We start from the raw sequence: 24,816 nt of genomic DNA on the forward strand, positions 1-24,816 counted from the left end.
GGTTTCAGCTCAGTCGGCGTTCGATGGTCACGGTCGTTCCCTCGCCGGTGGAGACGAGTCGTACGTCGCCGTAGGCGTTCATCAGCAGCGCGCCGCGCCCCCGGTCCATGGCCGGTCGACGGTCCCGCCAGGTGCCGAAGTCGCGTACCGAGATCCGGACCAGCGCGTCGCCCACCTGGAGCCGGACCCGCACCTCGGGGCGGCTGGGTCGTTGCGCGTGCTCGACGGCGTTGTTCATCGCCTCGGAGGCGGCGAGCAGCAGATCCTCCGCCACCTCCCCGTCGACGTCCAGGTCGTCCAACGCCACCCGGACGTCCTTGCGCATGGCGGCCGCCGAGGTGGGCACCGACGGGTACGTCCACTGCTCGTCCAGCCGTTCGCCGAGCCTGGCGTCATCGGACGTGTCGGCCGCCGACGTGCCGGCCGGATCGCCGGTCACGGGCTCGGCGACGCGATCCACGAGAGGCACGCTCGGACCGGGCTGGACCTCGATCGCCGTGGGCCGGGCAGGGGCGGGCCCGTCGTCGCCGGGGACCTCGGTGCGCGCGCGGCGGATGGCGGTCCGGATCCGGGCGATCAGCTCGGCGGCGGCGAACGGCTTCACCAGGTAGTCGTCGGCCCCCAGGCTCAGACCGGCGACGCTGGCCTCCTCGCCCGCCCGCGCGGAGAGCACGAGCACCGGAAGCGACCGGGTCGCGGGGTCGGCGCGCAAACGGCGGACCAGGTCGAAGCCGTCCAGCCCGGGCATCATCACGTCGGTGAGCACCAGGTCCGGCGGCTCCCGGTGGATCGCGTCGAGGGCCTGGCGGCCGTCGGTGACCGACCGCACCCGCCAGCCCTGCGCGGCGAGCAGCCGGCTCAGGTACGCGCGCATGTCGCTGTTGTCGTCGGCCAGCAGGATCCGTGCCCCGGCCAGCTCGTCGGCGGCCGGGCCGGGCGCCGGGGCGGGCTCGGCGACGCCCTCGCCCGGGTCGGTCAACCAGCCCGCCGCCTCCTGGACGGCGGCGCGTGCCGAATCGCCCAGCCCCTCGGGGGACGGACCGGTCGTCGCCGTGCGCCGTGCCGCCGACCAGGGCAGGGCCACGGTGAAGGTGGTGCCGACGCCCACCCGGCTCGCCACCCGGACCTCGCCGCCCTCCAGCCGGGCCAGTTCGTTCACCAGGGCCAGGCCGATCCCGGTGCCCTCGTGGCTGCGCGAGCGTGCGCCCTGCACCCGGTGGAAGCGCTCGAAGAGCTTCGGCAGGTCCGCCTCTGCGATCCCGATGCCGGTGTCGGCGACGGTCAGGCGTACCTCGTCGTGGTCGGCGTCCACGGCGACACGGATGCCACCGATGAACGTGTACTTCAGGGCGTTCGACAGCAGGTTGGTGACGATGCGTTCCCAGTTGACCGGGTCGACGGTGACCGGGAGGGCCAGCGCCGGGCAGCCGACCTCCAGGGTCAGCCCGGCCCGCTCGACGGCGGCCCGGAAGACGCTGGTCAGCTCGGCGGTGAGCGCGGGCAGGTCGACCTCGTGGGCGTCGCTGCGAGCCCGGCCGGCCTCCAGGCTGGAGAAGGTGAGCAGGCTGTTGACAAGCGTCAACAGGCGGGTCGCGCTGCGCCAGGCAGTCTCGACCCGCTCCCGCTGCGGGGACGCCAGCGGCGCGGCGGTGTCGGCGAGGGCGTCGGCGAGCGGTCCGAGCATCAGGGTCAATGGCGTACGGAACTCGTGGCTGACGTTGGTGAAGAAGGCGGTCTTCACCCGGTCCAGCTCGGCCAGGGTCTCGGCCCGGCGGCGCTCGCGCTCGTACTCCTGGGCGTTGCGCACCGCCGCCGAGACCTGCTGCGTCAGCAGTTGGTAGAAGGAGCGGTACGCCTCGTCCAACGCCCGGCTGGGGCTGACGCCGACCAGCAGGACGCCGAGCGGCTGGTCCTCGGCGACCGAGGGCAACGGCAGGGCCAGCGCGGCGCGGGCGGGGTCACCCCACGGGCCGGCGGGCAGCGACAGCCGCTCGTCGAGGCCGGTCACGTCGGTGGGTCGACCCGACGCCGCGTCCGGTAGCGCCCACGCGCGGGCCGTCGGGGCCGGGTCGGCCAGGTCGACGACGGCCGGCAGCGCCCCGGCGACGGTGGTCTGGCCCGGGTCGCCGCCCGCGCTGGCGATCCGCCGCAGGGTCGCGCCGTCGCGCAGGTAGATCGCGGCGAACGGCACGTCCAGCGAGTGGCCGCCGATCGCGTCGATCAGCCGCGCGCAGGTCGCGTCCACGTCGACGGTGCGTCCGTCGCCGCGCAGCGACAGGTCCCGCAGCAGCCGCAGTCGCCGTTCGCCGACGACCTGTTCGGTGACCTCGCTGCACACCGTCAGTACGCCGACCGTGCGGCCGTCGTCGTCGCGGGCCGGGGCGTGCGAGACGCTGAAGTAGGCCTCCTCGCGGTAGCCGGCGCGCTCCAGCAGAAGCTGGAGGGCGGGTACCCAACTGGCCACCCCGGTCGCCATGGCCTGCTCGATCAGGGGGGCGAGGACGTCCCAGCCCTCGGCCAGGGTCACCCGCACGTCGTCGCCCAGCGCACCGGGGTGCTTGTCGCCGATCAGCGCCGAGTACGCGTCGTTGTAGAGCTGCGAGAACCGGTCGCCCCAGAGCAGCAGCATCGGGTAGCGGGAGGAGAGCACCACCCGTACGGCGGAGCGCAGGCTCTGTGGCCAGTCGGTCACCGCGCCGAGCGGTGTGTCGGCCCAGTCCAGCTCCGCCATCAGCCGCCCGGTGGCCCCGCCGTTGTCGAACAGGTCGGTGCGGGGTCGTGTCACGCTCGACCCGGCCTCATCGCTAGCCCCCCGTTCCGGGCCCGACGACCCCTGCTGGCGTTACCTACCCATCCTGGCACCTCTACTCACCTGTGCTGACGCCGGTACCCACCGTCTAACGGGCGGGGGTTCGGGACGAACGACCGATGTCACAGACATAGATCTCTGTAAGTGTCTCGGTTATCTCTCCAACCCCCGAGGAGCCCCCATGAGAGGCAGAACGCTGAGCGCGGGAATCGCGCTCGCCGTGTTCACCGGGATGACGGTGACGCTGGCCGCCCAGCCGGCGACCGCGTCACCGTCCGCCGCGACGACAGCGGCCCGGCCGATCGCCGCGTCCGCCGCCGTCCTGGCGGCGCCGGACATCTCCGTCAGCAACGTCCAGGCGCACCTGACCCAGTTCAACTCCATCGCCAGCAGCAACGGCGGTAACCGGCGGGCCGGATCGGCCGGCTACACCGCCTCGCTCAGCTACGTCAAGGGCAAGCTCCAGGCGGCCGGCTACACGGTCACCGAGCAGTACTGCTCCAGCTGCACGTACCCCTCGAACAACCTGATCGCCGAGTGGCCCGGCGGTCCGACCGACCAGGTGGTCATGTTCGGCGCCCACCTGGACGGCGTCTCGGCCGGTCCGGGCATCAACGACAACGGCTCCGGCTCGGCCACCCTGTTGGAGAACGCCCTGGTCCTCGCCGCGCAGAACCCGACCATGACGAAGAAGGTCCGGTTCGCCTGGTGGACCGACGAGGAGCAGGGGCTCAACGGCTCCCGCTTCTACGTCAACTCGCTCAACTCCACCCAGCGTGGCTACATCAAGGGCTACTACAACTTCGACATGGTCGGCTCCACCAACGGCGGCTACTTCATCAACCGGGTCAGCTCCACCACGGCGGCGCCGCTGAAGGCGTACTGGGACTCGCTGGGGCTGCAACCGGAGGAGAACGTCGAGGGTCAGGGCCGCTCCGACGACTACTACTTCCAGCAGGCCGGCATCCCCACCTCCGGGTACGCGGCGGGCGCGAGCGCCCGCAAGACCAGCAGCCAGGCGGCCAAGTGGGGCGGCACCGCCAACGCGGCGTACGACCCGTGCTACCACCGGTCCTGCGACACCACCGCCAACGTCAGCGCCACCGTGCTGAACCGGGCCGCGGACGGCGTCGCGTACGCGCTGTGGCAGCTCGCCGTGGGCGGTGGCACCCCGACCAACGACTTCTCGCTCGCGGTCAGCCCCACCGCGATCACCGTGGCCCGCGGCGCCAGCGCCAGCGCCACGGTCAGCACCGCGACCACCTCCGGCTCAGCGCAGACGGTCAGCCTCAGCGCGTCCGGGGCGCCCAGCGGGGTGAGCGTGGCGTTCAGCCCGTCGTCGGTGACCTCCGGCGGGTCGGCCACGGTGACGCTGACCGCCTCGTCCAGCGCCGCCACCGGCACCGTCACCGTCACGGTGACCGGCACCGGTTCGGTCACCCGGACCGCCAGCCTCACCCTGACGGTGACCGGTACCGGGGGCTGTGCCGGCGGGCAGGTGGTCGGCAACGGCGGCTTCGAGAGCGGCACTACGCCGTGGACCGCCTCCTCCGGCGTGATCACCAACTCCAGCGGACAGCCGGCCCGGACCGGGTCGTACAAGGCGTGGCTCGACGGGTACGGCAGCACCCACACCGACACCCTGTCCCAGTCGGTGACCGTGCCGGCCGGTTGCGCCAGCTACACGCTGTCGTTCTGGCTGCACATCGACACCGCCGAGACGACCAGCTCCACGGCGTACGACAAGCTCACCGTGCAGGTGGGCTCGACCACCCTGGCGACGTACTCGAACCTGAACGCCGCCTCGGGCTACACCCAGCGCACGTTCAACGTGGCCGGGTTCGCCGGGCAGACGGTGACCCTGAAGTTCACCGGCACCGAGGACTCGTCGTTGCAGACCAGCTTCGTGATCGACGACGTGACGTTGCAGGCCAGCTGACACCGTACCCGATCAGGGGCCGCCGCCGGTGTTTCCGGCGGCGGCCCGTCGCGTTCGGCGGTGGGGGAGCGGTCAGGGAAGCTGCGGGTAGAGCGCGGCGACGCCGCCCGCGAACCCGGCCTGCACCTTCCGGCTGATGTCGTCGGTGACGATCTCGTACGCGTCGGCCTCGATGCCGTCGACGCCGATCCGGGCGATCTCCGCCGGGTCGGACTTCGGGCCGGTGACCTGCGCGGCCATGTCGGTGTCCATGTAGCCGACGTGCAGGCCGGCGACCCGGACGCCCCGCTCGGCGAGCTGGAGGCGCAGCGCGTTGGTCATCGCCCACTCGGCCGACTTCGCCGCGCCGTACGCGCCGTGCAGGGGGAAATTCACCCAGGACAGCACGGAGAGCACGTTGAGGATGGTTCCGCCGCCGTTGCCGGCGATGACCGGCGCGAAGGACCGGATCATCGACAGGTTGCCGACGTAGTGGGTCTCCAGTTCCAGCCGGATCAGGTCGAGATCACCCTCCAGCAGGTCCACCCGGCTGTCGATGCCGGCGTTGTTGACCAGCAGGTTCACGTCGCCGGCCAGCGTCGCGGCGGCGGCCACCGAGGCGGGGTCGGTGATGTCCAGCCGGACCGGCGTCACGCCGGGCAGGTCGACGCTGTCCGGGTTGCGCGCGCCGGCGTAGACCGTCGCCCCACGCGCGACGAGCTCGGCGGCCAGGTGTCGGCCGAAGCCCCGGTTGGCGCCGGTGACGAGGGCGGTGCTTCCAGCGATCTTCATGGGACTGCTCCAGGGGTCGTGGCGACGTGTCGACGGAAACGCTATCCGGCTGACTTCTGTCAAGCAAAGTCAGGTAACTCACGCGACGGGCGGAGGGGAATCGGGAATACGACCCGGAGGCGCACACACCCCCACCGGTGACGACTCGTATCCTTTGCGCGAACCCCCACGAGCCGAGAAGGGAGACGGTGTGAGCAACCAGGCCGAGACGTTGGAGTTCCAGGCCGAGGCGCGTCAGCTCCTGCAGCTGGTCGTCCACTCGATCTACTCGAACAAGGACGTCTTCCTGCGGGAACTGATCTCGAACGCGTCCGACGCCCTGGACAAGCTGCGGCTGGCGACGCTCGTCGACAAGGATCTCGTCGCCGACACCGACGACCTGCACGTCGCCATCGAGGTCGACCGGGACGCCCGCACGCTGACCGTCCGGGACAACGGCATCGGGATGACCCGCGACGAGGTGGTCCGGCTGATCGGCACGATCGCCAAGTCCGGCACCGCCGAGCTGCTGCGTCAGCTGCGCGAATCCGCCGACGCCCGCGCCTCGCAGGAGCTGATCGGGCAGTTCGGCGTCGGCTTCTACGCCGCGTTCATGGTCGCCGACCGGGTCACCCTGCTGACCCGCAAGGCCGGCGAGACCGGCGGCACCCGCTGGGAGTCCACCGGCGAGGGCACCTACTCGATCGAGTCCGTCGAGGAGGCACCGGCGGGCACCTCGGTGACCCTGCACCTCAAGCCGGCCGACACCGAGGACAACCTGCACGACTACACCGCCGAGTGGACGATCCGCGAGATCGTCAAGCGCTACTCCGACTTCATCGCGTGGCCGATCCGGATGACCGTCGAGCGCTCGGGTGCCGAGGGCGAGCCGCCCACCAGCGAGGTGCAGACCCTCAACTCGATGAAGGCGCTCTGGGCACGTCCCCGCGACGAGGTCGACGCCGCCGAGTACAACGAGTTCTACAAGCACGTCAGCCACGACTGGGCCGACCCGCTCGAGGTCGTGCACATGAAGGGCGAGGGCACCTTCGAGTACGAGGCGCTGCTCTTCCTGCCCAGCCACGCGCCGCTGGACATGTTCTCCCCGCAGGGCCGCCGCGGCGTACAGCTCTACGTCAAGCGCGTGTTCATCATGGACGACTGCGAGGCGCTGGTCCCCACCTACCTGCGCTTCGTCAAGGGCGTCGTCGACGCCCACGACCTGTCGCTGAACATCTCCCGCGAGATCCTCCAGCAGGACCGGCAGATCCAGATCGTCCGCCGCCGCCTGGTCAAGAAGATCCTCGCCACCGTCAAGGACCTCAAGGCCAACCACGCCGAGCGTTACCGCACCTTCTGGACCGAGTTCGGCGCGGTGGTCAAGGAAGGGCTGATCGACGACACCGACAACCGCGACACCCTGCTGGAGATCCTGTCGGTCGCGTCCACCCACGACGCGGCGGAACCCACCGACCTGGCCGGCTACGTCTCGCGGATGAAGGACGGCCAGAGCGACATCTGGTACGCCACCGGCGAGTCCCGGGCCACCATCGAGAACTCCCCGCACCTGGAGGCGTTCCGGGCCAAGGGGCACGAGGTGCTGCTGCTCACCGACCCGGTCGACGAGGTGTGGGTCGAGCGCGTCGGCGAGTACGACGGCCGACCGTTGCGCTCGATCGCCAAGGGTCAGGTCGACCTGGACACCGACGAGGAGAAGCAGCAGGCCGAGGCCGAGCGTGAGCAGCAGCGGCAGGAGTTCGCCGCGCTTGTCGACTGGCTGGGCACGACCCTGGCCGACAGCGTCCGGGAGGTCCGCCTGTCGTCGCGGCTGACCACCTCACCGGCCTGTGTGGTCGGTGACGCGCACGACCTCACGCCGACGCTGGAGAAGATGTACCGGGCGATGGGGCACGAGGTCCCCTCGACCAAGCGGATCCTGGAGATCAATCCAGGTCACCCGCTGGTCGCCGGGCTGCGCAAGGCCCACGAGCAGGGCGACTCCGGTCCGGCCCTGACCGAGACCGCCGAGCTGCTGTACGGCCTGGCGGTCCTCGCCGAGGGCGGCGAGCTGGCCGACCCGGCCAAGTTCACCCGTACGCTGGCCGACCGGCTGGCGCGCACCCTGTAACCGCTCGACCCTCCCGGCCGGCGGGCCGCCCGCTCAGCGGGCCCCGCCGGCCGGGCCGGGTGTGTCGACGTCCGCCAGCCGTCGGCGGACCGCCGCGGCGTCCGGGTGGCCGAGCTCCTCCAGGATGCCCAGCGCGGTCCGCCAACTCCGCGCCGCTTCCGCCGGCTCGCCCGCGTCGACCTGCGCCTCGGCCAGATGCCCCAACGTGTCGGCCTCGTAGTAGCGGTCCTGGAACTCCCGGTACAGCGCCAGCGCGTGCCGGTAGGCGACGACCGCCTCCGCGGGACGTCCGGCGCGGTGCTGCGCGTAGCCGAGGGTGTCCCAGGTGGGCGCCTGGCCCTGCCGGTCGTCGAACTCACGCAGCAGCTCCAACGCCTGCTGGCACGCCTCGACCGCGGTGTCGTGCGCGCCGAGTTGGGCCCGGTACCAGCCGACCGCGTTCAACGCCATCGCCTGCCCGTAGCGGTGGCCCGCCTCGCGGTACAGCGCCAACGCCGCCTCGGCCTGCTGGACCACCTCGGCACGCCGGCCCTCCCGGTCGGCCACCTCGGCCAGGTCGAGGCAGGTGTGCGCCTGGTTGGCCAGGTCGCCCAGCTCGCGGAAGAGCTCCAGCGCCCGCTCCAGCTGACCGGGCGCCTCGTCGAGCCGGCCCAGGCGGGCCTGCGCCCGCGCCAGGCTGCGGTGGGCGTGCGCCTGCCCGACCACCGCCCCGCCGCGTCGCGCCGCCGCCAACGCCGTACGCTGCACCGCCAGCTGGTCGTGCCAGCCACCCTGACGGTCCAGGAAACTCGTCAGGCTCCAGGCGAGCTGCCAGGCGTGCCGGTCGGCCCCGCTGGCGGCGCACCGTTCCACGAGCGCGATCAGCACGTCGCGCTCGCGGGTGAACCACGCCACCGCCTCGTCATGGTCGCCGAACTTCTCCGGCCGTACGCCCGCCACGGCCGGTGCGAGGGTGATCGGATCCCAGTGCGGATGCAGCAGCACGGCCGCCGCGTGCGCGCTGTGCAGGTAGTGGTCGAAGAGCCGGCCGCGCGCCTCGGCCCGGTCGCCGGCCGGATCGTGTTCGGCGGACAGCTCGGCCGCGAATGCCCGCAACAGGTCGTGCATGGCGTACCGGTCCGGGGCGCGCTCCAGCATCAGGTGCGCGTCCGCCAGCTCGGCGAACGCCGCCTGGACGGCCCGCCGGCCGGCACCGACGAGACTGACGCCGGCCGCCGTACTCACCGTCACGTCCGTGCTGCCCCCGACCAGCCGGAACAGCCGCGCGGTGGGCGCCGACAGCAGCCGGTACGACCAGGACAGCGCCGCCCGCACGCTGCTGTCGTGATCGCCCGTGTCGAGCCCGTCCAGCCGACCGCCGGCCCGGAGCTGCGCGCCCAACTCGGCCAACGGCAGCTGCGGCCGGACCACCGCCCGGGCCGCCACCACGACCAGCGCCAGCGGTAGCCGGTCACAGAGTCGGACCAGCTCGTCGACGGCGGCCAGCTCCGCCCTCGCCCGCGCCCCGATCCGCGCGTACAGCAGGGCCTGGGCGTCCTCGGCGCTGAGCAGGTCCAGTACGACCGCTTCGGCGCCCTCGGTGGCCACCAGACCGGTGAGCCGGTCCCGGCTGGTCACCAGCACCAGGCAGCTCGCCGTGCCCGGCAGCAGCGGCCGTACCTGCGCGGCGTCCCGGGCGTTGTCGAGCAGCACCAGCACCCGCCGACCGGCGAGCAGACTGCGGTACAACGCGGTCTGCGCCTGCTCGTCCGCCGGCACCTCGCGCGGCGGCACGCCGAGCGCGGCCAGGAAACCCCGGACGACCTGTTCGGCGCTTCGGACGACGCCGCTGTGGCCGTAGCCCTCCAGGTTGGCGTAGAGCTGCCCGTCCGGGAAGTGCCCGGCGACCCGGTGCGCCCAGTGCACGGCGAGGGCCGTCTTGCCGACCCCGCCCGCTCCGGAGAGCACGGCCAGCGGGACGGCCCCGGGCCGATCCTCGGCGGACGCCCGCAACGCGTCCAGGCGGGCCAGCTCCACACGTCGCCCGGCGAAGCCGCGGACATCCGACGGCAACTGCGCGGGGATCGGGCGGTCCGGCCGCGACGGGGCGACGATGCCCACGACGGCCGGGACGGGGGACACCTCCGGCTTCGGTACGGTGATCTCCCCGCGCAGGATGGCCTGGTGCAGCTGGCGAAGCTCGACGCCCGGGTCCACGCCGAGCGCGTCGGCGAGCCGGTCCCGCAGCTGGGCGTAGTACGTCAGTGCCTGCGCGCCCCGACCGGCCGCGGCCAGCGCGTGCAGCAGCACGGCGGCGACCGGTTCGTCCAGCGGGTGGTCCTCGGCGAGCCGGGTCAGCGGATCGATCGCCGCATCCGGCCCGCCCCCTCGCAACAGTCCACGGGCCCACTGCACCGTGGTGTCGACGTGCCGGCGGCGCCAGTCCTGCCGGACCCGGGCCGCCCACTCGCCGGGCAGCCCGGCCAGCGGCTCGCCGCGCCACAGCTCAAGCGCCCGGCGTAGCAGTTCCACCCGTTCCGGGTTCCCATCGGGCAGCCCGTCGGCACGCTGCCGCAGCGCGTCGAAGTGCGGGCCGTCCACTGTCTCCGGTGGCACGTCCAGCAGGTAGCCGCCCGACCGTCGCGCCAGCACGTCCGGTGCGCCCGCATCGGCCAGCACGCGGCGCAGCCGGGCGAGGTAGACGTGCAGGTTGTGGCGAACCCTCGGCGGCGACGCGTCGCCCCAGACCCGGTCCACGAGAGCGTCCAGGTGCACCGGTCGGCCCACGTCGACCGCCAGCGCGGCCAGGACGGCGCGCTGGCGGGCCGCCCCGGCCTCGACCGGACGGCCGTCCGCCCAGACCTCGACCGGCCCGAGGATCCGAATCTCCATGATCCGCCATCCGCTGTACCGCCGGTCGCCCCACCGGCACCCCCGCGACAGCCGGATTGAGGTTCCGGCAGGAATTCGTCGACCTTCCGCGCAGATCATCGTTGGCACAAGGACATCGATCAACGTGATGTCAGCAACTCGACTCACGGCCGGTTCCGGTCGTGACGACACCGGAGGTCATCATCGTGCGAACTGCTCTGCGAAGGCTCACGTCGGCGCTGCTCGGCGTGGTCGCCGTCGGCGCCACACTCGGCGTCGCCCCGAGCCCGGCCCAAGCCAACTACGCCTGCCCGTCGGGTCTGCTCTGCCTGTACTCCGGGGCCAACTTCAGCGGCGACATCTTCCTGCTCGACGGGCCGTACAACTGGTGTAAGGACGTCACGCTGCCCTCGTACTTCCGCAACCAGACTCAGTCGATCATCAACAACCGGCCGTCCGGCACCGTCTCCACCTTCTGGGACAACGCCAACGCCACCGGCCTGCTCGGCTACCAGCACGCCTACGGCTACCGGGCGAACCTGGCGTACGACTCGGCCGCGATCGGGGGGACCTGGAACAAGCGGATCGAGGCGGTCCGGGTCTGCTGATCCGTCGGCTGCGCTGGACGGGGCTCACCAGCGCAGCCGCACCCGTGGGGGCACCGCGGCGCCGGCCGGAGTCACGGGGACTCCGGCCGGCGCCGTGGCTGGCGTTCAGCCCGGGTAGTAGCAGACGTTGGGGATGACCGGGCCGCCGTTGACCCCGAAGATCGCGAAGCCCATGTACGCGCGGGTCTGCGGGCCGTACTCGCCGTCCTCGGCGATGTTCGCGTACACGATGTCTTCGTTGATCTTGTGCTGGGCGTACCGGACGGCCTCGCGGGTCTTCGACCCGTAGTTGCCGTCGAGGGTGAGCGACCGCGAGTAGCAGTTGTTCAGCGCCTCCTGCAACACCAGCACTGCCGAGTTCGAGTGGCCGTAGCTGAGGTAGCAGCTCTTGTTCCCGGTCTGCCAGCCGACGGTCGGCACGTGCATATCCGCCCCGCCCGGGTAGCCGCCGACCCGGTAGAAGGTCAGGCTGGTGCACGGGCTGGCCGCCTGTGCGGCGGCCGGCGTGGACAGGGTCAGGCCCACGCCGGCCAGTACGGCGACGAGGGTGGCCGCGGCGCGGCGGCGGCCGGTGCGACTCTGCTGGAGTGCCATGGGTTCCTCCTGGGTGCGGGGTCCGGGATGGACCCGATGCGCTCTAGAGCATCGCGACCGGCTGTCTACGGTTTCCTGCCCGAACGTCAATTCCACCCGTGGCGGCCGACCTGATCGGAAACGGTCCATCATGGTCGGTGCACAGGTTGGCGTCGTCCGCAACCGCTGGTCGGAGCGCCCCGCGTGAGCCGGTGAACAACTTCACAAGCGGTGGGCGACCGTCCGTGACCGTGCCTACCGTCGGTCGGGTCCGCCACCGTGGACGCCGCGACCGGCAACGCCAAATCCTGCCCCCGGTCGTCGGAAACAGAACCCGGGCAGGAGCGGGGGACCCAGGTTCCTCGGTGCATGTCACCTCGGGGTGAAGCCGCCAACGCGCGGCCGGGCTCCTCGGCCCGAACCCGACAGCTCACCTCGTCGGCGTGGAGGAACGATCCATGACGTCTGCGTACACCCCCCGTCATCGACGGGTCACCACCCGCCGCGTCGCCGTCGGCACCCTGGCGGTCGGCGCGGTCACCGGCGCCGTCGCCCTCTTCGGCCCGGCTGCCCCGGCCCAGGCCGGTGTTAACTGGGACGCGATCGCCCAGTGCGAGTCCGGCGGCAACTGGAAGATCAACACCGGGAACGGCTACTACGGCGGGTTGCAGTTCTCCCAGGGCACCTGGGCCGGCTACGGCGGCACGAAGTACGCCGCCCGCGCGGATCTGGCCAGCCGTGGCGAGCAGATCGCGATCGCCGAGAAGGTGCTCGACGGGCAGGGCATCGGCGCATGGCCGACCTGCGGCCGCAAGGGCGGGTCGTCGGGCGGTTCCTCGACGAAGTCCACCGGGAAGTCGTCGACCACGTCGAGCTCCAAGTCGACGTCCACCTCCAGCAAGGACCGGTCGTCGCACGGCGACCAGCCGGCTACCCGCAGTCATGAGCGGACCACCCCGGCAGCCAGCGGCGACACGTACGTGGTCGCGCCGGGGGACACCCTGTCGGAGATCGCCGAGCGGCACCCCCGCAGCGGCGGCTGGCAGGCCCTGTACGAGCGCAACCGTCAGCTGATTGGCGCGGACCCGGGCCTGATCTTCCCGGGGCAGCGGCTCGCTCTCTGACAGATGCACAGACGAACGCTCGGCCGGGTCACCGGCCGAGCGTTCGTTCGTCTGGCGCTGTGCTCGTCTGACGGGTCACGCCGCCGAGGCGGCCGTCCGCCCCTCGCGGCGGGCCATCGGGTCGCTGTTCCAGCCCCAGCGCTGCGCCGGCGCGGCCGCCTCGGCCGGCCAACCGGTGCCGGCCCCGCCACCGTCGATGGTCATCTCGACCGAGTCGGGGGTGCTGCGGGCCAGTCGCACCGACTGCTCGGCGGTCGTACGCGCCGCACACGGCCAGGACTGGCCGGCACACTGGAGGTTGCGGCAGCGACCCTCGTCGTCGGCCTCGTGGGCGTCGAGCACGTCGACCGCGAGCTGCCAGAGCAGCGGGTCGGTCACGTCGTCCGGGCGTTCGGCGCGACGGCTCGGTCGGTTGCTGGTCTCGTCGGACATGGGCCCCCCTCGTCAGGCTTTCCCCTCAAGACTTCACCTGCGTGCGGTCGGCTAAACCGCCGACCTGCTGTGATGTGTCTCCGGTCGCAGCAACCGGGACGCTCTAGTCCGGCAATAGTGGCATCTCGACCCCGGGAGCGCGGCCGAGCAGCACCGCCCGGGTCAGCGCCGTCGAGCCGAAGCGGTCGCGGACCGCGTCCACGGCGGCGTCCAGGTCGGCCCCGGTGTCGGCCTGGAACGGCAGCTCCGGCTGCACCGGGTTGTCGTCCAGGTTGCCCACCGAGACGCCGAGCAGGGTGACACCACGTCGTTCGATCTCCGGCAGGGCGGCCCGCAGCAGCGTCCGGGCGGCGGCGAGCAGCCCGGTGGTGTCCGCGGTCGCCTTGCGTACGGTGTGCGAGCGGGTGACGCGGGTGTAGTCGCCGAAGCGTAGCCGCAGCACCACGGTGCGTCCGGATCGTCCGGCCGCCCGCATCCGTCGGGTGACCCGGTCGACCAGGCTGGCCAGGATGGCGTCCAACTCCTCCGGTGCATGGGGGGTACGCCCCAACGCGTGCTGCGCGCCCATCGAGCCCCGGCGACGGCCCACCTGCACCGCCCGGGGATCGCGGTTGTGGGCGAGAGCGTGCAGGTGCCGGCCGGCGCCCGCTCCGAGCAGGGACACCAGCGCGGCCTCGCCGAGCCGGGCCACGTCCGCGACGGTACGGATCCGGCGTTCCCGCAGCTTCGCGGCGGTGACCGGACCGACCCCCCAGAGCCGGCTGGCCTGCGTGTACGCCGACATCCGGGGCGGCACCACGATGGCGTCCGGGCAGAGCCGTCGGGCCTGCTGACCGCCCATGGCGCTGCGCACACCCCGCGCCTTCGCCTCGTAGCTGGCGGCCAGCACCACGCCACCGCCGACGATCACCGGCCGCCCGCGCAGGCGCGGGTCGTCACGCTGCTCGACCGACGCGTAGAAGGCGTCCAGGTCGGCGTGCAGGATGTGGGCGCCGTACGACACGTACACATGTTCGCATGGCGGCCGATCGTAACGGCAGTGAGCTGGGAGAACGCCCGCTCAGTCGAGGCAGAACTCGTTGCCCTCCGGGTCTGCCATCACGAGGTGGCCGGCGCCGAGCGGGGGAGCGGGCTCGTGTCGGGCGAGCCGCGTGGCACCCCGGGCGACGAGTCGGTCGGCCTCCGCCTCCAGGGCCGCCATCCGGTCGTCGCCGGTCAGCCCGGGCGCGGCCCGCACGTCGAGGTGGACGCGATTCTTCGCCTGCTTGCCCTCCGGCACGCGCTGGAAGAACAGACGTGGCCCCTCCCCGGCAGGGTCGACCACCGCCGACGCGTCGTTGCGGCGCTCCGGCGGCACACCCATCGCGTCCAACGCGGCCTCCCACGAGTCGAAGCCGCCCGGCGGTCCCTGCAACTCGTAGCCGAGGGTGTCGGCCCAGAACGCCGACAGGGCGGCCGGGTCGGCGGCGTCGAACGTTATCTGCACCTCACGGGCCATGGCCGTCTCCTCGTTTCCGGTCTGGTCGGTCATGTCGCCATCCTCTCGCGATGGACCGACAGGATCGGGTCACAGGTCGTCGAAGGGGCGGGCGTAGCGGAACTCGCCCCGGATGGACTCGTGCCACGCGGTCAGCGGGCGGGCCATGAAGTACTGCGGGCCCCACGGCTGCGGCGGGGTGACCCCCAGTTCGACCGCCGGCCGGAACCCGAAACGCGGGTAGTACCCGGGATGCCCGAGCAACACCACGAGCGGTTCGTCGCGGGCGTCGGCGGCACCGAGGACCGCGTGCATCAGGGCGCTGCCGACGCCGCGCCGCTGCCAGCCGGGCAGCACGCCGAGCGGCCCAAGTCCCAACGCCACCGGCGCACCCGCCACGCGGGCGCGGGTGGCCACCACATGACCCACCACCAGGCCGTCGGCATCGGTCGCCACCAGGGAGTACGCGGGCAGCCACCCGTCGTCCGCACGCAGCGCGTCGACCAGCGTGGCCTCGACCGGCAAGCGACCGTCGCGACCGCCGTCGCTGCTCTCGGCGGAGTCGGTGCGGGGCCCGTGCTCCGAACGGTGGCCCGTCTCGGCGCCGGGGTCGTGGTCCGACCCGTGGTCCGTCTCGTGGTCCGGATCGCGGCCCGGATCGCGGCCCGGATCGCGGCCCGGATCGCGGCCCGGATCGTGGTCCGGTTCGTCGGCAGGGCCGTGGTCGGCGGCGGCGAAGGCCGCGGCGTGCACGGCACGGATGGCGTCGACATCGGCGGACGTCTCGCGTCTGATCAGCATCGCGACACCATAGGCACGTCGGGCGCGTGGCTCCACGAGTTATTCGCACGCCAGCGGACGACCGGGCGGGGACCCGCTCCTCCGGGCGGCGTCGGACGGCACCGCAGCGGGCTCGGGACGGACCCACCACGAAGAGCTTGATGCCTGTGAGTCATCTTGATGACTCACAGGCATCAAGCTCTTTGAGCTGTGTGCGGGCGGGCGGCGGGGCGGTGGGCCCTTTGGGGGTGGGCCGTGGCGCTGGCGGCGGGCCGTGGGTCCTGGACGGTGGCGGTGGGCTGCGGGCTGCGGGCGGTGGGGCCGCGCGGCGGTGGGGCCGCGCGGCGGTGGGGCCGCGCGGCGGTGGGGCCGCGCGTCGGTGGGTCGTGGCGGCGGGCGGTGGGTCGTGGGCGGGATCAGCCGACGGCGGTGGGTGACGGCGGGGCGCTGCCGCCCTGGGGCGCCTCCGGGGTCATCAGCCGGATGATCTCCTGCTGGTCGGCGGGGGAGGGCAGGCCCCAGTGTGGCTGGTACCCGTACACCTCGTGCAGTGGGGTGGAGCCGGTGCGGCCGTCCAGGATCTCCACGGCGTCCGTGCCGATCAGGCCGGGGTGTTCCACGCCGCAGGCCTCGGCGACCTTGGTCAGGTCGCGACGCAGGGTCGCCAGGTAGTTGGCCGCCCGGACGGACTTGAGCGTCGGGTCGAGGCCCCGGGCCAGCCACGCGTTCTGTGTCGCCACACCGGTGGGACAGGTGTCGGTGTGGCACTTCTGCGCCTGGATGCAGCCGATCGACAGCATCGCCTCCCGGCCCACGTTGACCATGTCGCAGCCGAGGGCGAACGCCACCACGGCGTTGTCCGGCAGCCCGAGCTTGCCGCTGCCGACGAACACCACCCGCTCGTGCAGGTCGTGCTCCGCGAAGACCTTGTAGACCCGGGAGAAGCCCTGTTGGAAGGGGAGCGACACCGAATCGGTGAAGATCAGCGGCGCGGCGCCGGTGCCGCCTTCGCCGCCGTCGACCGTCACGAAGTCGACGCCCCGGCCCGTGTCGCGCATCAGGCCGGCCAGCTCCTGCCAGAAGCCCAGGTCGCCGACCGCCGACTTGATGCCCACCGGCAGGCCCGTCTCCGCGGCCAGCAGCTCCACCCAGTCCAGCAGGCTGTCGCAGTCGGAGAACTCGGCATGCCGCGAAGGGCTCACGCAGTCCCGCCCGGCCGGGATGCCCCTGGTCGCCGCGATCTCGGCGGACACCTTCGCTCCGGGGAGCAGGCCGCCGAGGCTCGGCTTCGCCCCCTGGCTCAGCTTGATCTCCAAGGCGCGCACGGGAGCGCCGGCCACGAGGTCCTTGAGCCGGTCGAGGCTGAACCGGCCGTGTTCGTCGCGGCAGCCGAAGTACGCCGTACCGAGCTGGAAGACCAGCTCACCGCCGTTGCGGTGGTACGGCGACAGGCCTCCCTCGCCGGTGTTCTGCAGGCATCCGGCGAGGGCGGCGCCCTTGTTCAACGCGGTGATGGCATTGCCGGAGAGCGAGCCGAAGCTCATCCCGGAGATGTTGACCACCGAACCCGGCCGGAACGCGCGTGCCCGACCCCGGGCCGCGCCGAGCACCTTCGCGCACGGCAGTCGGACGTCGTGCCCGGCCGTCGGCGACGACGGAGGCACGGCCCGGCCGAACGTGCGGTGCTTGATGATCGGGTACCCGGGCGTGAACTCGATGTCGTTGTCCGTACCGAAGCCGAAGTAATTGTTCTCCTGCTTGGCGGACGCGTACACCCAGCGGCGCTGGTCCCGGGTGAACGGGCGCTCCTCGTTGTTGCCCGCCACGATGTACTGCCGCAACTCCGGCCCGATCGCCTCCAGCAGGTACCGGGCGCGGCCCAGCACCGGGAAGTTGCGCAGCAGCGCGTGGTCGCGCTGGATCAGGTCGCGCGCGGCGAGGGCCGCGACAGCGGCGGCAACGGTGGGTACGGCTCGACGGGCCCAGGTCATGCCCGCAATCTTTCCGCACGGACGGTCGGCCAAACCGGAGGCGGCGCGGGCTGACCCGGGCCGCCTCCGGGCCGCACATCAGTGGCGTTTGAACGACTGGCGGACCATGCCGCCGACGAGCACGCACCAGGTGCTCGTGCTGAGCTTGCCGTCGCGGGGCAGCCCGTGCAGCGCCTGTACGTCCTGCACCGCCCGGCGGGTGGCGTGGTCGTACGCCCCGGTGGCGGTGACGGCGTACCCCTTGGTCGCGAGGATCTCCTGGACGGCCGTGACGGGCGCGCCGACGGCGTGCTGGTCCAACTCCGGCGCCAGGGTCTCCCAGGTGGGCGTCGTCAGTGTGGCGTCCACGTCCACGGCGATGCCGTTGCGGGCCTGCCAGTCCTGCACGGCGGCCACCGTCGCGGCGTCGAACGTGCCGCTGACCGTCACGGCGTAGCCGCGGAAGGCCAACAGGTGCTGCACCACCCGGACCGACGGCGAGTTGACGAACCGCCACAGGTCGGGCCAGCGGCGGGCCGGCACGTCACCGAGCGGGGTGCCGAGGGTGGCGTGCACGCGCCGCCGCAGCTCCGGGAACTGCCGGTAGAAGGCCGCGCCCGGGCAGTCGGTCGTGCGGAAGTCCCAGTGGCCGAAGATGTCGTACGCGTGCAGGCCGTACTGTCGGCAGATCGCCACGCAGAGCTTGACCAGCGAGTCGGTCAGCGCCTGCGGCGGGGTCTCGGTGACGTAGGTGCCCTCGTTCTCGATGCCGATGGCCCGACCGTTCTCACCCGGGCAGTGGGCCGCGGTCATCTGCCGGTCGCCGGCCTCGAGGCGGTCCAGGCTGCCCCGGCGGCCCTCCAGCACGTAGCCGCCCCGGCTCACCGTGAAGTGCTGGCCGGTGTCGGACCAGCCGTTGCCGTCCATGTGCAGGTCCTGGCAGTCGTGGGCCAGCTTGACCGCCTGCTCCCGGGAGTAGTCGGTGACGTTCGGGAACGCCATGTGGTGCACGATGATCTTGTTGGTGGCGATGGCGCTGACCGACAGCGGGTCCGCCGGTGGGCGGGCACCCCACTCGTCACAGCTGATGATCCAGTCCAGGTCCGTGCCGGGGGCGGCCTGTGCCGCGCCCGAGAAGGCGAGTTCGCTTCCGACGACGGCGACCGTGGCCGCGCCGAGACCGGCGCGCAGCAGTGTCCGGCGGTCCACTTCGGAATGCTCGACGTGCATGACAACTCCCTCTGCGGCCGACGGCGGGGGGTGAAAAGTAGCTCCAATGGCCGCACGCATCACGGAGAATATTGCCAGAACTGCTCGTGCGCCAGAGCCGGACGCGTTTCCGTGTCCGCTGGTGGGGGTAGGTCGGGGCGGAACATCCCGCTGCCCCATAAGGAATGACCATATGAGTGACAACGTCAGCGACGCGGTGGGTGACGCCCTCCGCTCGGTGATGCTCTTCCTGCCCAAGGCCGTCGCCTTCGTGGCGATCCTGGTGGCCGGATGGCTCATCGCCAAGGCCGTGTTGAAGATCGTGGAGAAGGTCCTCGAACGGGTCGGCTTCGACCGGGCCGTCGAGCGCGGCGGCATCCGCCGGGCCCTCAACCGCTCCCGGTACGACGCCAGCGACATCGTCGCGAAGCTCGTGTACTACGCGGTGCTGCTACTCACCCTCCAGCTCGCCTTCGGCATCTGGGGGCCCAACCCGATCTCCGACCTCATCACCGCCGTGGTCGCCTGGTTGCCCCGCGCCTTCGTCGCGATCGTCATCGTCGTGGTCGCCGCCGCCATCGCCAACGCCGTCAAGGACATCATCGGCGGCGCGCTCGGTGGACTGTCGTACGGTCGGGCGCTGGCCGGTATCACCTCGGTGTTCATCCTCGCCCTGGGCGTCATCGCCGCGCTGAACCAGATCGGCGTGGCCACCGCGGTCACCACCCCGGTGCTGATCGCCGTGCTGGCCACCGTCGGCGGCATCCTCGTGGTCGGAGTCGGTGGTGGCCTCATCCGTCCGATGCAGAGCCGCTGGGAGTCGTGGCTGACCCGCGCCGAGCAGGAGTCGCACCTGATCGCCACCCACGCCCGTGCCTACCGCGCCTCCCGCGCCGAGGCCGAAGCCGAAGCCGCCCGAGCTGAGGCCAAAGCGGCCCGGTCGGCCGCCGCCCGCGCCGACGCGGACCGCACGTCGGCCGTGGGCCACCCCTTCGAGTCGGGTAACACGTCGGTGACGACCCTTTCGTCGGATGCGGACACCACGCAGGTGACCCCCCGCCAGTCCGACCCCGACGCCACGCAGGTCGTGACCCGCCCGTCCGACGCGGACGTCACGCAGGTGACCCCCCGCCAGTCCGACCCCGAGGTGACGCAGGTGGTCACCCGGCCGTCCGACGCGGACACGACGCAGGTGGTGGGTCCCCACCGGGACGCCGACACGACCCAGGTGATCAGCGGTGGCGCGGTGCCCGGCCAGCGCACCAGCGACGACAGTGCGGCCACGACGGTCATCCCGCCGGTGGACCCCGAGCGGCGCTGAGCCGGGTCGGGCCGAGCGACGGGTCAGCGGGGCGGGATCGATCGGGATCCCGCCCCGCGCCGCATTAGGCCCGGCCGTCGCGAGGCCCGGCCGTCGAAAAGCCTGGCCGGTATCGGCGCAGCCGGTCTAGCATCGCCGACATGACCTGGCGACATTGATCCCGCCCCGTAGGCCGCATCCGTGGGCCGCCACGGGCACCGCACGTCCGGTGTCCGTCTCCACTCCCACGGGAAGGCCTCATGATCCATCTCGCCTCGCGCGTGCCCGACCCGGCGGTGCGCCGCCTCTCGGCGACCCTCTACGGGTACGCGTTCCTCAGTGACCTCGTGCTGCTCTATCCGCTGTACGTGGTGCTCTTCGCCGACACCGGCCTGTCGGTGGGGCAGATCTCGTCGCTGTTCGTTCTCTGGTCGGCCGCCGGCATCCTGTTCGAGGTGCCGTCCGGCGCGTGGGCCGACGTGGTGTCCCGACGGCTGCTGCTGTGCCTCGCCCCACTGGTGACCGCCGCCGGCTTCGCGCTCTGGGTGCTGCTCCCGTCATACCCGGCCTTCGCGGTCGGGTTCCTGCTCTGGGGCGCGGGTGGGGCGTTGGTCTCCGGCGCGCTGGAGGCGCTGGTCTGGACCGAGCTGGCCCGCCTCGACGCCAGCGACCGGTACGCCCGCGTGCTCGGCCGCGCGCGTACGGCGGGTGTGCTCGGCGTGGTGGTCACCGGGGTCCTCGCCGGCCCGGTGTTCGCCGTGGGTGGGTACCCGGCGGTCGGTGCGGGCAGCGTACTCGCCTGCCTGCTCGCCGCGACCGTCGCCACCCGGTTCCCCGAGCACCGCCGGCCGCCCGTCACGCCACCGCTCGTCACGCCGTCCGCCGCGTCGCCGGACGACGCCGCGTCGCCTGTCGCGCCGTCCAGCCCGGACGACCAGGACGATCAGCACGACCACGACGACGAGCTGACCTGGTCAGAGACACTGCGGGCCGGTGTGCGGCAGGTTCGCACCCGGCCACCGGTGCGAGCCGCCGTGCTGCTGGTCGCCGTGGTGGCCGCCGACTGGGGGGCGCTGGACGAGTACACGCCGCTGCTGGCCCTGGACACCGGCGTCGGCGCGCGGGCGGTGCCACTGCTGCTCCTGCTGCTGTGGGCCGGCGTGACCGTGGGTGGGCTGCTCGCCCCGGTGGGCGAACGGCTCGGCCGTCGCGGCTACGCCGCGCTGCTGGCGCTGGTCGCGGTAGCCCTGGCCGGGGGCGCACTCGTCCGGCATCCGGCCGGTTTCGTGCTGCTCGCGGTGGCGTTCGCCGCCGCGCAACTGGCCACCGTGCTCGCCGACGCGCGCCTACAGGCCCGGATCACCGGCGGCAGCCGGGCCACCGTCACCTCGCTGGCCGGGATGCTCACCGACGTGCTGATCATCGGGACGTACGCCGGGTACGGGCTGGTCGCCACGGTGGCCGGCAACGCGGTCGCGTTCGCGGTGGCCGGCGGGGCGTACCTCGTCATGGCGCTGCTGCTGATCCGCCGTCGGCGCGCCGCGGCCGTGCGTGGTGGTGTCGCCGCGGCGGCCGCCCGCGGCCCGGGCTGAGGGCGCGGCCCGACGGCGGGTGGGTGCGCTCCCGCCGTCGAGGCGTCCGCTCAATCCGCGAAGTGCAGGAACGACCACTGGTGGCCGTCCGGGTCCCGGAAACCGCGCATGTACATCGGGCCGTTCGCGAACCCCGGGCCCAGCGACTCGCCCCCGGCGGCCACCGCCCGGTCGACCAGGTCGTCGACCTGCTCCCGGCTCTGCGCCGACAACCCCACGATGACCTCCCGGCTGGCCGTCGTGTCCGTTGCGGCGACCCCGGTGTACGCCTCGAAGGCCGCGCGTGCGTGCAGCACGAGCCGGGTGCCGTCGGAGACGCTGAGCGTCCTGCTGTCCCCGGCCGACCCGGCCGGGTCGGTGCCGAAACCGAGCGCCCGGTAGAACTCGGCGGCGCTGCTCAGGTCGCGCACCGGCAGGTTGACGAACGTGATGGTCATCGGGCGTCTCCGTTCGACTCGAGCAGCACCTTCAACGCGGTGAGCCGTTCGCGCCAGTACGCCTTGAACTCGGCGGCCTGCTCGGCTCCGGTCAATTTCTCGTGCACGACGTTGATCCGGGTCTTCGACTCGCCGACCGCGTCGAAGCCGACGACGATCCGGGTGGGTCCGCCGGCCCAGTCGGCCCGGAAGCTGCGCGGCGCGGTGGCGGTGCGGACGCGCACCTCGACGTCGGGTAGCCAACGGGCGCGTACCGTCTCGTCGGCGACAGCCTCGAACAACCGCGCCGCCGGCACCGCCACCGTCCGGCTGGCGCTGGCCTCGAAGCCGCCGCCGCGCCGTTGGCCTGGCGAACGCAGGCCGCGGGCCTGCTCGTACCCGACGGTGATGGTCTGCGCCCACCATCCCGGCACCTCGTACTCGGCTACCAGCAGGCGGGCGATCTCGGTGTGGGTCCGCTCGGCGGCGGACGCGGTGTCGAGCACGGCGAACCAGTCCGCCCAGCCCTGGCCGGTCCGGTCGCGAAGGAGATCGTCGGCGATCCGCTCGGTCTGTGTGGCGGCGGGCGACGCAGGTGCGTCGGAAGCCCGTTCGGTCGGTGCCGCGGCGGACGCCGGAGAGGGGGCCGGTGCGGCGGCCCGATCGATCAGGTGCCGGCGGGCGGTGGTGTAGCTCTCGCCGGTCTTCGCCATCCGGGCGCGGACCCGGGTCTTGAACGATTTCTGCTCGGTCATCACATGCTCCCGGTCAACGGCACGGTCACCGGGACTCACGCTCCCGCCGACCCCGCCGGAGTGGGGCATGTGGCACCACGTCCCGAGGGCGCCGGGCCCCCTTTGCCTCCGCTTGGCCGGCGGCGTGAGCGCCGGGAGGGAGGTGCGGCGTAGGACTACGCCACCGTCATCGTACGCCCCCATCGACCGTCCGCGCAGTCGTCAGAGCTGGTCGCCGTCGACGTACACCCAGCGGCCGTCCTCGCGGACGAAGCGGCTGCGTTCGGTCAGCGTGCCCGGTCGACCGGCCGACCGGTAGTGGGCGTGGAACGTCACGGTGCCGGCGGCGTCGAGCAGGCCGCCTCGTTCGGTCTCGACGATCTCCAGCCGCGTCCACCGTTGGGTCGGGTCCAGCTCCAGCCGCTCCGGCCGGGTCGACGAGTGCCAACTGTGCAGCAGGTACGCGGTGTCGCCCCGCGCGAAGGCGCTGAACCGGGAGCGCATCAACGCCTCGGCGGTCGACGCCTCGGTCGTGCCGCCGTGCACCGGGGCGCAGCAGTCGGCGTACGCCCGACCGGTGCCGCACGGGCAGAGCCCGCCGCTCGTCGCGTTCGCCCGCCGGCCTCGTCCCGCTTTGCCCATCAGGTCATCCTTGCGCACCACCCGGCGGCCCCGGCGAGCGGCCGCCCGGTCGTCGACGGGTAGTGACGGTTGACGACCGTCCCTAGACTCCCCGGCATGACGCGTTCCCCGGCGGTGTCGCTCGCCCCGAACGTCTGGCGCATCCCCACCGTGGGACGCTCGGCCGTCAACTCGTACGCCTTCGTGGACGACGACGGCAGCGTGACGCTCGTCGACTGCGGGCTGGCCAAGGCCCCGGCCCGGATCGTGGCCGGGCTGGCCGCGATGGGCAAGACGCCGGCGGACGTCACCCGCATCGTGCTCACCCACGCGCACCCCGACCACGCGGGCGGGGCGGCCGAGATGTCCCGCCGTACCGGCGCGCCGGTCGCCGCGCACGCCGCCGACGTCCCGTACGCCGAGGGCGGCCACAACCCGCCCGTCGACCCGGCGGTGACCGGCGGCCGGTTCTTCACCCGGGTGGCCGGCGGTAAGTTTCCGGCCGTACGGGTGGCGCAACCGCTCGCCGACGGGGACGTGCTCGACGTCGGCGGTGGCCTGCGGGTGGTGCACACCCCCGGGCACTCGCCCGGTCACGTGTCGCTGCTGCACGAGCCGACCCGACTGCTGATCACCGGCGACGCGCTGTTCAACGTGCTCGGCGTGCGCTGGGCCCCGAAGCTGTTGTGCAGCGACTACCGCATGACGCGGCAGACCGCCCACGTGTTCGGGGAGCTGGAGTACGACATCGCGGCGTTCACCCACGGCCCGGAGCTGACCGAACGTCCCCGCGAACGGATCCGCGCCTTCCTGGCCCGCCGTTGATCCGCTGCCCCTCTCCAGTCGGCTCACCTCAGGCGGTGCGGGTGGCGAAGACGACGATGTTGTCCACGTAGTTGCCGGTCGCGTCGTCGAAGCGTCCGCCGCAGGTGATCAGGCGTAGCCCGGCGACGTTCGCCGGACCGTAGACCAGGCCGCTGGGGAAGCGGTCCTTGGGGTACGCGTGGACACCGTCCACGGTGAACGTGGCGACCCGCGCGTCGGCCCGGGTGACCCGGATCTCCTGGCCGGCGCGCAGGCGTCCGAGGTCGAAGAAGACCGCCGGGCCGGCCGGGGAGTCGACGTGTCCCACCAGGACCGCGTTGCCGGTCTCGCCGGGGCTCACCCCGTGCCGGTACCAGCCGGCGAGGGTGGGCTTGTCCAGCGGGGGAACCTCCAGCACCCCGGCGGTGTCCGCGCCGACGGGGACGATCTCGGCGCGTACGTCGATGGCGGGTATCTGCACCCGGACGGGCGCGGCGCGGGGCAGCGGCGCCAGGTCCGGCGCGGGCCGGGTGCGGGTCGGCGCGTCAGCCGATGGCCCGGGTGGCCGTGCCGGGTCGGCGGTGAGGCCGACGGTGATCAGACCGAGACCGGACACGCCGAGCAGGGCGACCACCGCCACCAGGGTTCGCCGCCGCCACCACACGTGTTCACCTCCGTACGCCGATGGTCGGGTGCCCGT

At 72.6% G+C, this 24,816-nt stretch carries 21 protein-coding genes and 1 riboswitch; of the genes, 7 read left to right on the top strand and 14 right to left on the bottom strand.

The genetic code is table 11. The features are described from left to right. Positions 1 to 4 precede the first annotated feature (4 nt). A complete protein-coding gene (locus ACN269_RS01665; protein WP_421470649.1) occupies positions 5 to 2,785 on the bottom strand; it encodes an ATP-binding protein in 2,781 nt (926 codons plus the stop codon). Positions 2,786 to 2,990: 205 nt separating this feature from the next. Here ACN269_RS01665 and ACN269_RS01670 point away from each other — a divergent pair, with 205 nt between their 5' ends. Beyond that, positions 2,991 to 4,748 (top strand): M28 family peptidase, encoded by a 1,758-nt coding sequence (locus tag ACN269_RS01670; RefSeq protein WP_421470650.1) that lies wholly within the window; start codon positions 2,991 to 2,993, stop codon positions 4,746 to 4,748. 72 nt (positions 4,749 to 4,820) lie between these two features. On the opposite strand, the gene ACN269_RS01675 is transcribed toward ACN269_RS01670, so the two are convergent. Then, entirely contained in the window at positions 4,821 to 5,519 is a 699-nt protein-coding gene (locus ACN269_RS01675) for an SDR family oxidoreductase (protein WP_421470651.1), read from the bottom strand. A 190-nt stretch (positions 5,520 to 5,709) separates the two neighbouring features. Between ACN269_RS01675 and htpG the strand changes: the two genes are divergently transcribed. After that, positions 5,710 to 7,626, top strand: a complete 1,917-nt coding sequence (gene htpG / locus ACN269_RS01680; RefSeq protein ID WP_421470652.1) for a molecular chaperone HtpG — start codon at positions 5,710 to 5,712, stop codon at positions 7,624 to 7,626. 33 nt (positions 7,627 to 7,659) lie between these two features. Here the strand turns inward: htpG and ACN269_RS01685 are convergent, their stop codons facing one another. Next, on the bottom strand, positions 7,660 to 10,497 hold the full coding sequence (locus ACN269_RS01685) for an AfsR/SARP family transcriptional regulator (protein ID WP_421470653.1): 2,838 nt from the start codon (positions 10,495 to 10,497) through the stop codon (positions 7,660 to 7,662). Between the two features lie 185 nt (positions 10,498 to 10,682). Between ACN269_RS01685 and ACN269_RS01690 the strand changes: the two genes are divergently transcribed. After that, positions 10,683 to 11,084, top strand: coding sequence for a peptidase inhibitor family I36 protein (locus tag ACN269_RS01690; RefSeq protein WP_421470654.1), 402 nt, complete (start codon positions 10,683 to 10,685; stop codon positions 11,082 to 11,084). Positions 11,085 to 11,189: 105 nt separating this feature from the next. On the opposite strand, the gene ACN269_RS01695 is transcribed toward ACN269_RS01690, so the two are convergent. After that, positions 11,190 to 11,678, bottom strand: a complete 489-nt coding sequence (locus tag ACN269_RS01695) for a peptidoglycan-binding domain-containing protein (protein ID WP_421470655.1) — start codon at positions 11,676 to 11,678, stop codon at positions 11,190 to 11,192. A 270-nt stretch (positions 11,679 to 11,948) separates the two neighbouring features. Beyond that, a riboswitch (cyclic di-AMP (ydaO/yuaA leader) is annotated at positions 11,949 to 12,116 on the top strand. On the opposite strand from ACN269_RS01695, the gene ACN269_RS01700 reads away from it, so the two are divergent. After that, the gene (locus ACN269_RS01700) at positions 12,116 to 12,781 is read left to right on the top strand and encodes a transglycosylase family protein (RefSeq protein ID WP_421470656.1); all 666 of its coding nucleotides are present in this window, start codon (positions 12,116 to 12,118) and stop codon (positions 12,779 to 12,781) included. It overlaps the preceding riboswitch by 1 nt. Before the next feature lie 75 nt (positions 12,782 to 12,856). Here the strand turns inward: ACN269_RS01700 and ACN269_RS01705 are convergent, their stop codons facing one another. From ACN269_RS01705 to ACN269_RS01730, 6 genes are all read right to left on the bottom strand, one after another. Continuing rightward, positions 12,857 to 13,213 (bottom strand): hypothetical protein, encoded by a 357-nt coding sequence (locus ACN269_RS01705; RefSeq protein ID WP_421470657.1) that lies wholly within the window; start codon positions 13,211 to 13,213, stop codon positions 12,857 to 12,859. 103 nt (positions 13,214 to 13,316) lie between these two features. Next, positions 13,317 to 14,216 (bottom strand): DNA polymerase IV, encoded by a 900-nt coding sequence (locus ACN269_RS01710; RefSeq protein WP_421470658.1) that lies wholly within the window; start codon positions 14,214 to 14,216, stop codon positions 13,317 to 13,319. A gap of 57 nt (positions 14,217 to 14,273) precedes the next feature. Further along, on the bottom strand, positions 14,274 to 14,711 hold the full coding sequence (locus ACN269_RS01715) for a VOC family protein (protein ID WP_421476162.1): 438 nt from the start codon (positions 14,709 to 14,711) through the stop codon (positions 14,274 to 14,276). 69 nt (positions 14,712 to 14,780) lie between these two features. Further along, entirely contained in the window at positions 14,781 to 15,491 is a 711-nt protein-coding gene (locus tag ACN269_RS01720; protein WP_421470659.1) for a GNAT family N-acetyltransferase, read from the bottom strand. Positions 15,492 to 15,886: 395 nt separating this feature from the next. Next, positions 15,887 to 17,461: a glutamate synthase-related protein gene (locus ACN269_RS01725; protein ID WP_421470660.1), complete on the bottom strand. Its 1,575-nt coding sequence runs from the start codon at positions 17,459 to 17,461 to the stop codon at positions 15,887 to 15,889. 78 nt (positions 17,462 to 17,539) lie between these two features. Then, positions 17,540 to 18,670 (bottom strand): peptidoglycan-binding protein, encoded by a 1,131-nt coding sequence (locus ACN269_RS01730; protein ID WP_421470661.1) that lies wholly within the window; start codon positions 18,668 to 18,670, stop codon positions 17,540 to 17,542. 172 nt (positions 18,671 to 18,842) lie between these two features. On the opposite strand from ACN269_RS01730, the gene ACN269_RS01735 reads away from it, so the two are divergent. Further along, on the top strand, positions 18,843 to 19,970 hold the full coding sequence (locus tag ACN269_RS01735; RefSeq protein ID WP_421470662.1) for a mechanosensitive ion channel family protein: 1,128 nt from the start codon (positions 18,843 to 18,845) through the stop codon (positions 19,968 to 19,970). A gap of 239 nt (positions 19,971 to 20,209) precedes the next feature. Beyond that, positions 20,210 to 21,541, top strand: a complete 1,332-nt coding sequence (locus ACN269_RS01740) for an MFS transporter (protein ID WP_421470663.1) — start codon at positions 20,210 to 20,212, stop codon at positions 21,539 to 21,541. Between the two features lie 50 nt (positions 21,542 to 21,591). Here ACN269_RS01740 and ACN269_RS01745 read toward each other — a convergent pair whose 3' ends face one another. The 3 genes from ACN269_RS01745 to ACN269_RS01755 form a co-directional block, all read right to left on the bottom strand. Beyond that, positions 21,592 to 21,978 (bottom strand): VOC family protein, encoded by a 387-nt coding sequence (locus ACN269_RS01745; protein ID WP_421470664.1) that lies wholly within the window; start codon positions 21,976 to 21,978, stop codon positions 21,592 to 21,594. Then, complete coding sequence (locus ACN269_RS01750) at positions 21,975 to 22,712, bottom strand: hypothetical protein (protein WP_421470665.1); 738 nt, start codon at positions 22,710 to 22,712, stop codon at positions 21,975 to 21,977. Before ACN269_RS01750 ends, ACN269_RS01745 begins: the two co-directional genes overlap by 4 nt. Positions 22,713 to 22,913: 201 nt before the next feature. After that, entirely contained in the window at positions 22,914 to 23,333 is a 420-nt protein-coding gene (locus ACN269_RS01755; RefSeq protein WP_421470666.1) for a YchJ family protein, read from the bottom strand. A 96-nt stretch (positions 23,334 to 23,429) separates the two neighbouring features. On the opposite strand from ACN269_RS01755, the gene ACN269_RS01760 reads away from it, so the two are divergent. Beyond that, positions 23,430 to 24,137, top strand: a complete 708-nt coding sequence (locus tag ACN269_RS01760; RefSeq protein WP_421470667.1) for an MBL fold metallo-hydrolase — start codon at positions 23,430 to 23,432, stop codon at positions 24,135 to 24,137. Between the two features lie 28 nt (positions 24,138 to 24,165). Here the strand turns inward: ACN269_RS01760 and ACN269_RS01765 are convergent, their stop codons facing one another. Further along, positions 24,166 to 24,780, bottom strand: a complete 615-nt coding sequence (locus ACN269_RS01765; RefSeq protein ID WP_421470668.1) for a class F sortase — start codon at positions 24,778 to 24,780, stop codon at positions 24,166 to 24,168. Positions 24,781 to 24,816 lie beyond the last annotated feature (36 nt).

It is taken from the genome of Micromonospora sp. WMMD736 (assembly GCF_049179015.1).
In the GTDB taxonomy this organism is placed as follows: Bacteria; Actinomycetota; Actinomycetes; order Mycobacteriales; family Micromonosporaceae; genus Micromonospora.